The following is a 4264-nucleotide window of genomic DNA, read 5'->3' as shown; positions in this document are numbered from 1 at the left end:
TCCGCGAGGTCACCCCCGCCAGGGGTCACCCCCGGCAGGGATCACCCCCGTACCCCCGCCGTAGCGTCCCGGCACAGAAGCCGGAGGGAGCCGTCCTGGGTGTAGCAGCGGCGGGCCTCGTCGATGGGGTCCCAGAGGCGGCCGTCGGGGGTGCGGACCCAGTGGTCGCCGCCGGAGGCCCACCACTCGCCACCGGCCTGGCGCACGATCACCTCGCCCGCGTAGGCCCCGAAGCCGCGCAGCACCAGTTCCACGGCGGCGTACGGGGCCGACTCCGAGCGGATGTCCTCGATCATCCGGTCGACGCTCCACAGACTGCGCGCCGAGTAGTCGAGGCGCATCCGTGCCCCCTCGCGCATCGCCGCCACCGCGTCCGCCGCCCAGCGGACCGGCTTCGTCGCCGCCGAAGGCCTGGTCTCCTGCTGTGTCGTCACAGTCGTCGCAGTCGTCACACTCAGGAGAGCGCTGCGGCGAAGCGTTTCGTCACCCCGATCCCGCGTCTTCCCACAACGGGTGCACGACCGCCCCAGGACAGTCACATTCCCGTGCGTCAGCCGTCGCGTTCCCGTGCGTCAGCCGTCGCGCCGGCCGCGGCGCGAGACCGCCGCGCGCAGCACCCGGCGCCCCTCCGTGGAGACCTCCAGCGCGCTGCGCAGGCCCGCCGCGCCGTGGGCGGCGACGAGTTCAAGGACGGCGGTCTGCCGCCGCAGCTCCGCGGCGAGCAGCGGCGACAGGCCGTCCGTGCGGCCCTCGCGGCGCGCGGCGGTCAGGTCGGCGTCGTCGGCGCCGTCGAGCAGCTGATGGATCCGCAGCGCGTGCGCCGAGCAGCCGTCGGCCCACACCCGCAGCGCAGGCCCGGACCGGTCCGCGGGGGCGGCGGCGAGCATGCCCCGCGCCAGCTGGGCCGCCTCCTCCGCACAACCGCCCGCCGCCTCGCCCGCCGCCGCGTCCAGCTTCTCGCGCGTCTGCCGGAGCACCTCGCCCCAGTCGCCGTCGGCGGGACCGCCCGCGAGGGTGCCCCACAGCGGCCGCAGCGCCTCGTCGTCACCGCCCAGCAGCGGCACGCACCGATCCAAACAAGCCACCCCGCTGGCGGCCAGTCCGCGCTCGTCGGCCTGTGCGATCAGTTCCTCCAGGCTCATCCACGCCTCCCTCTGCGGGTTCCGCGGGCCCTCGGGTGAGGCCGTGACGTGCCTCGTCCCTCACGGAGCCCGCATTTCCCCTTACTGCGTGCGACAAGCCGGGAGTGTCACTCGGGCACCACGCGCAACCGGTCGAGCAGCCGGAAGAAAAGGTTTTCGGCCATCGGCCCGGGGTCCGCGGTCAGCACGTGGAGGACCTCCTCGGCGGCGACCGTCCGCCCGGCCTCCTCGGCCCAGAAGACGGCCCGCTCGGCGGCGTCGGCTGGTTCGAGGAAGTAGTCGTCGACGGTGAGCCCCTCCTGGCGCCCGTCGAGGTACCCGGCCATCGCGTCCCGGCCGAGGCAGGCCGTCCACACCCCGCTCTCCGGGGACGCCGCCTCCACCGCCACGCACGCGCCGTCCATGACGTACCCGAACAGCGCGGGCGCTCCGGTCTCCCGCGCCAGCTCGTTCATGCTGCCCAGCTCGCCCTCGCGGCCCGGCAGTTCCCACACCTGCCAGCCGTCCGGGGCCTCGGTGCGCAGGGTCAGGTCCCCGCCCGCGCCGGCCAGCGCGTCCCGTCCGGCCAGCGGCAGCTCCGCGCGGCCCACGACGAAGTAACCCCAGTAGCCCATGTGCCGGTTCCCCCCGCATGTCGTTCCCGGCCCGGCGCGCCGAGCCGTCGGCTCGCCCAGAACATCACCACAGCCGTACGGGGGTTCGCAGGCGTTCGCGGCAATCCGTCAGCCCAGCCGGCCCGCCAGCGTGCGGAACTCGGCCCACGACAGCTGCGGTTCGCCCGCGTCCCACAGCTTCTGGGCGAGGGCCCGCAGCGGCATCCGGATGCCCGCCGCGACCTGTTCCTGCGTCTGGGAGCGGGGCAGGTCGCCCCAGATGGCGAAGGAGCCGCCGAGGATCTGCCGGTCGTACCGGGCGGGGACGGGGGTGGTGCCGCGCAGCACCCGCGGCGTCCACTGCTCGTAGATGCGCTCGCCGGTCGGGTAGACGAAGGTGAGCGGCTCGCCGAGGACGTAGTACAGGAACTCGTCGTTGTAGTTGATGACGTCGCGGCCCTCGGCCAGGTACTCCGCGGGCTCGCGCGCGCCGATCTCCTTGCCGGTCCAGTAGGCGACCCGGATGTCCTTGTCGGCCTGCACGGACCCGCCGGAGAAGAAGCCGTCGTTCCAGGCGCGCGGGACGCGGTCGTGGGCGCGGACGGTGGCGGCGCGGTCGTCGAGCCAGCCGGTGGTCAGGTCCTCGACGGTGGCGCCGGCGCCGTACTTCTCGCGGGCCGCGGCGGCGAGGCCGGGGAAGGACGCCTCGGGGTCGGACACCACCAGCGCCTGGTACTCGTCCCCGCCGAGGTGCCACTGGTCGCCGGGGAAGAGGCCCGCGTACTCGTCGAGCAGGTCGTCGACGATCTCGGCGGACTTCGGGTTCGCGATGTCGACGGCGCCGCGCACCGCCTCGCCGTTCGCCCTGCGCAGCTGGAGGTCGGGGTGGGCGTCGATGACGGCGCCGAGGTGTCCGGGCGAGTCGATCTCGGGGACGACGGTGATGTGCCGGCTCTCCGCCAGCTCGACGATCTTCCTGACCTGCGCCTTGGTCAGGTGGTCCTTCGAGACGACCTCCGGGTGCGAGTCGGACTCGATGCGGAAGCCCTGGTCGTCGGAGAAGTGCAGGCCGAGCTCGTTGTACTTCAGGTCGCCCAGCTCGCGTATGCGGTCCTCGATCCAGCCGGCGTCGTAGTGCTTGCGCGCGATGTCGAGCATCATGCCGCGCCGCGGCTTGGCGGGCTCGTCGCGCACCACGCCCTCGGGGGCGGCGCCGGCGCCGCGTATCTCCTGCTTGAGCGTGCGGGTGCCGTAGAAGACGCCCGTTTCGGCCGGCCCGCTGACGGTGACCCGCCCGCCGCGCACGGTCAGGGTGTACGACTCCGGGTTGGCGCCCGCGTCCCGGTTCAGCTCCAGGCGCACGTCGCCCGGCCGCTCGTCGTCCCGCTCCCCCGCGTACGCGAGGCCCAGCTCCCGCGCCGTCAGCCGGCCCTCGTCGGCCAGCGCCGGGTCGGACACCACCACCCGGTGGCCGGAGGCGGGCCGCCAGCCGGGGCCGCGCTCGGCGGTGTGCTCGCGCACGGCGGGTATGGTCCGCGGCGCCTCGGACAGCGGGTAGCTGCGGGTGGGGCTCGGCGTCGGCGACGGCGAGGAGGGGGCGGCCGCCGACGACCCGCCGTCGTCGTCCCCGGAGGCCCACAGCCCGAGGCCCACACCGGAGGCCACCACCACCGCCCCCGCGGCCACCGCGACGGCCGTGACCCTCCGCCGCCGTGCCGCCGCCTGCCTACCGGGACGCCGCCCGCGCTGACCGTGCTGCCTGTGCCGACTCACCCTGCCAACGTACGACCCGTTCGGGTGAGAAGCGTCCACAAGCCGTTCTCAAACTCTGCCGTCCGGGTGAAATGGGGGTACCGATCGGACACGTCTCGGACTCACTCGATAACGTGACGTCACAACTTTCACAGCATCTGCCAACGAAACACACGCGACGCCCACGAGGACCCACGCTGCCTGCGCACCGACTCCCAGACCTCCCCGGCCGAGTCGCCATACCCGGACAGTCCCGCGGCGCGCCCGGAACCCGGCCCCCGCTGGAGTGGTTCAACGACGCTCCCGGGCCCGACGCCGAGCGCGCCCTGCTGTCCTGCCTGCACAGCGCCCGCTGGGCCCGGCTGGTGGCCGGCCACCGCCCCTACCCCGACACGGCGTCCCTCCTGGCGGCCGCGGACGAGGCGACGTACGACCTCTCGGCGGAGGAGATCGCCGAGGCCCTGGCCTCCGAGCCCCTCCCCTCCCTCCCCGAGGACGCCTACTCGGCCGCCCACACCGCCCTGAACGCCGCCCACGCGGCCTACGAGGCCAAGTTCGGCCACGTCTTCGTCATCTGCCTCGACGGCGTCCCCGAGCACGAGGTCCTGGACCGCGTCCTGGAGGACATCCGGTCACGATTGGCGAACGATCCCCACGACGAACAAGCGATCACCCGCGACCAACTCCGCCTCCTGGCCAGAGAACGTCTGAAAAACGCCCTCGAGGGCGCGAGGCTGTAACGATGTGCGGCTCCGCCGCGTGGGCGCGAACAACCCC

5 protein-coding genes are annotated in these 4264 nt (G+C 73.8%); 1 reads left to right on the top strand and 4 read right to left on the bottom strand.

What is annotated here, in order from left to right:
• Window positions 1–41 precede the first annotated feature (41 nt).
• From CCN29_RS11505 to CCN29_RS11490, 4 genes are all read right to left on the bottom strand, one after another.
• Window positions 42–434, bottom strand: a complete 393-nt coding sequence (locus CCN29_RS11505) for a hypothetical protein (RefSeq protein ID WP_006133433.1) — start codon at window positions 432–434, stop codon at window positions 42–44.
• A gap of 138 nt (window positions 435–572) precedes the next feature.
• On the bottom strand, window positions 573–1142 hold the full coding sequence (locus CCN29_RS11500; RefSeq protein WP_006133434.1) for a hypothetical protein: 570 nt from the start codon (window positions 1140–1142) through the stop codon (window positions 573–575).
• A gap of 107 nt (window positions 1143–1249) precedes the next feature.
• On the bottom strand, window positions 1250–1756 hold the full coding sequence (locus CCN29_RS11495) for a hypothetical protein (protein ID WP_006133436.1): 507 nt from the start codon (window positions 1754–1756) through the stop codon (window positions 1250–1252).
• Window positions 1757–1864: 108 nt separating this feature from the next.
• Complete coding sequence (locus CCN29_RS11490) at window positions 1865–3421, bottom strand: beta-N-acetylhexosaminidase (protein WP_086681443.1); 1557 nt, start codon at window positions 3419–3421, stop codon at window positions 1865–1867.
• Between the two features lie 158 nt (window positions 3422–3579).
• Here CCN29_RS11490 and CCN29_RS11485 point away from each other — a divergent pair, with 158 nt between their 5' ends.
• On the top strand, window positions 3580–4227 hold the full coding sequence (locus tag CCN29_RS11485; RefSeq protein WP_078592289.1) for a 2-oxo-4-hydroxy-4-carboxy-5-ureidoimidazoline decarboxylase: 648 nt from the start codon (window positions 3580–3582) through the stop codon (window positions 4225–4227).
• Window positions 4228–4264 lie beyond the last annotated feature (37 nt).

Origin of the sequence: Streptomyces pseudogriseolus (assembly GCA_002154585.1) — a bacterium.
GTDB classification, from domain to species: Bacteria; Actinomycetota; Actinomycetes; order Streptomycetales; family Streptomycetaceae; genus Streptomyces; species Streptomyces pseudogriseolus.
Note: the sequence above shows the minus strand (reverse complement) of the source record. Positions and strands in the feature narration are given on the sequence as shown.

What these genes read in the sequence shown, in the direction of transcription:
- CCN29_RS11500 (WP_006133434.1), bottom strand. Translation starts at nt 1,142, where the DNA reads ATGAGCCTGGAGGAACTGATCGCACAGGCCGACGAGCGCGGACTGGCC.
- CCN29_RS11495 (WP_006133436.1), bottom strand. Translation starts at nt 1,756, where the DNA reads ATGGGCTACTGGGGTTACTTCGTCGTGGGCCGCGCGGAGCTGCCGCTG.
- CCN29_RS11485 (WP_078592289.1), top strand. Translation starts at nt 3,580, where the DNA reads ATGGGGGTACCGATCGGACACGTCTCGGACTCACTCGATAACGTGACG.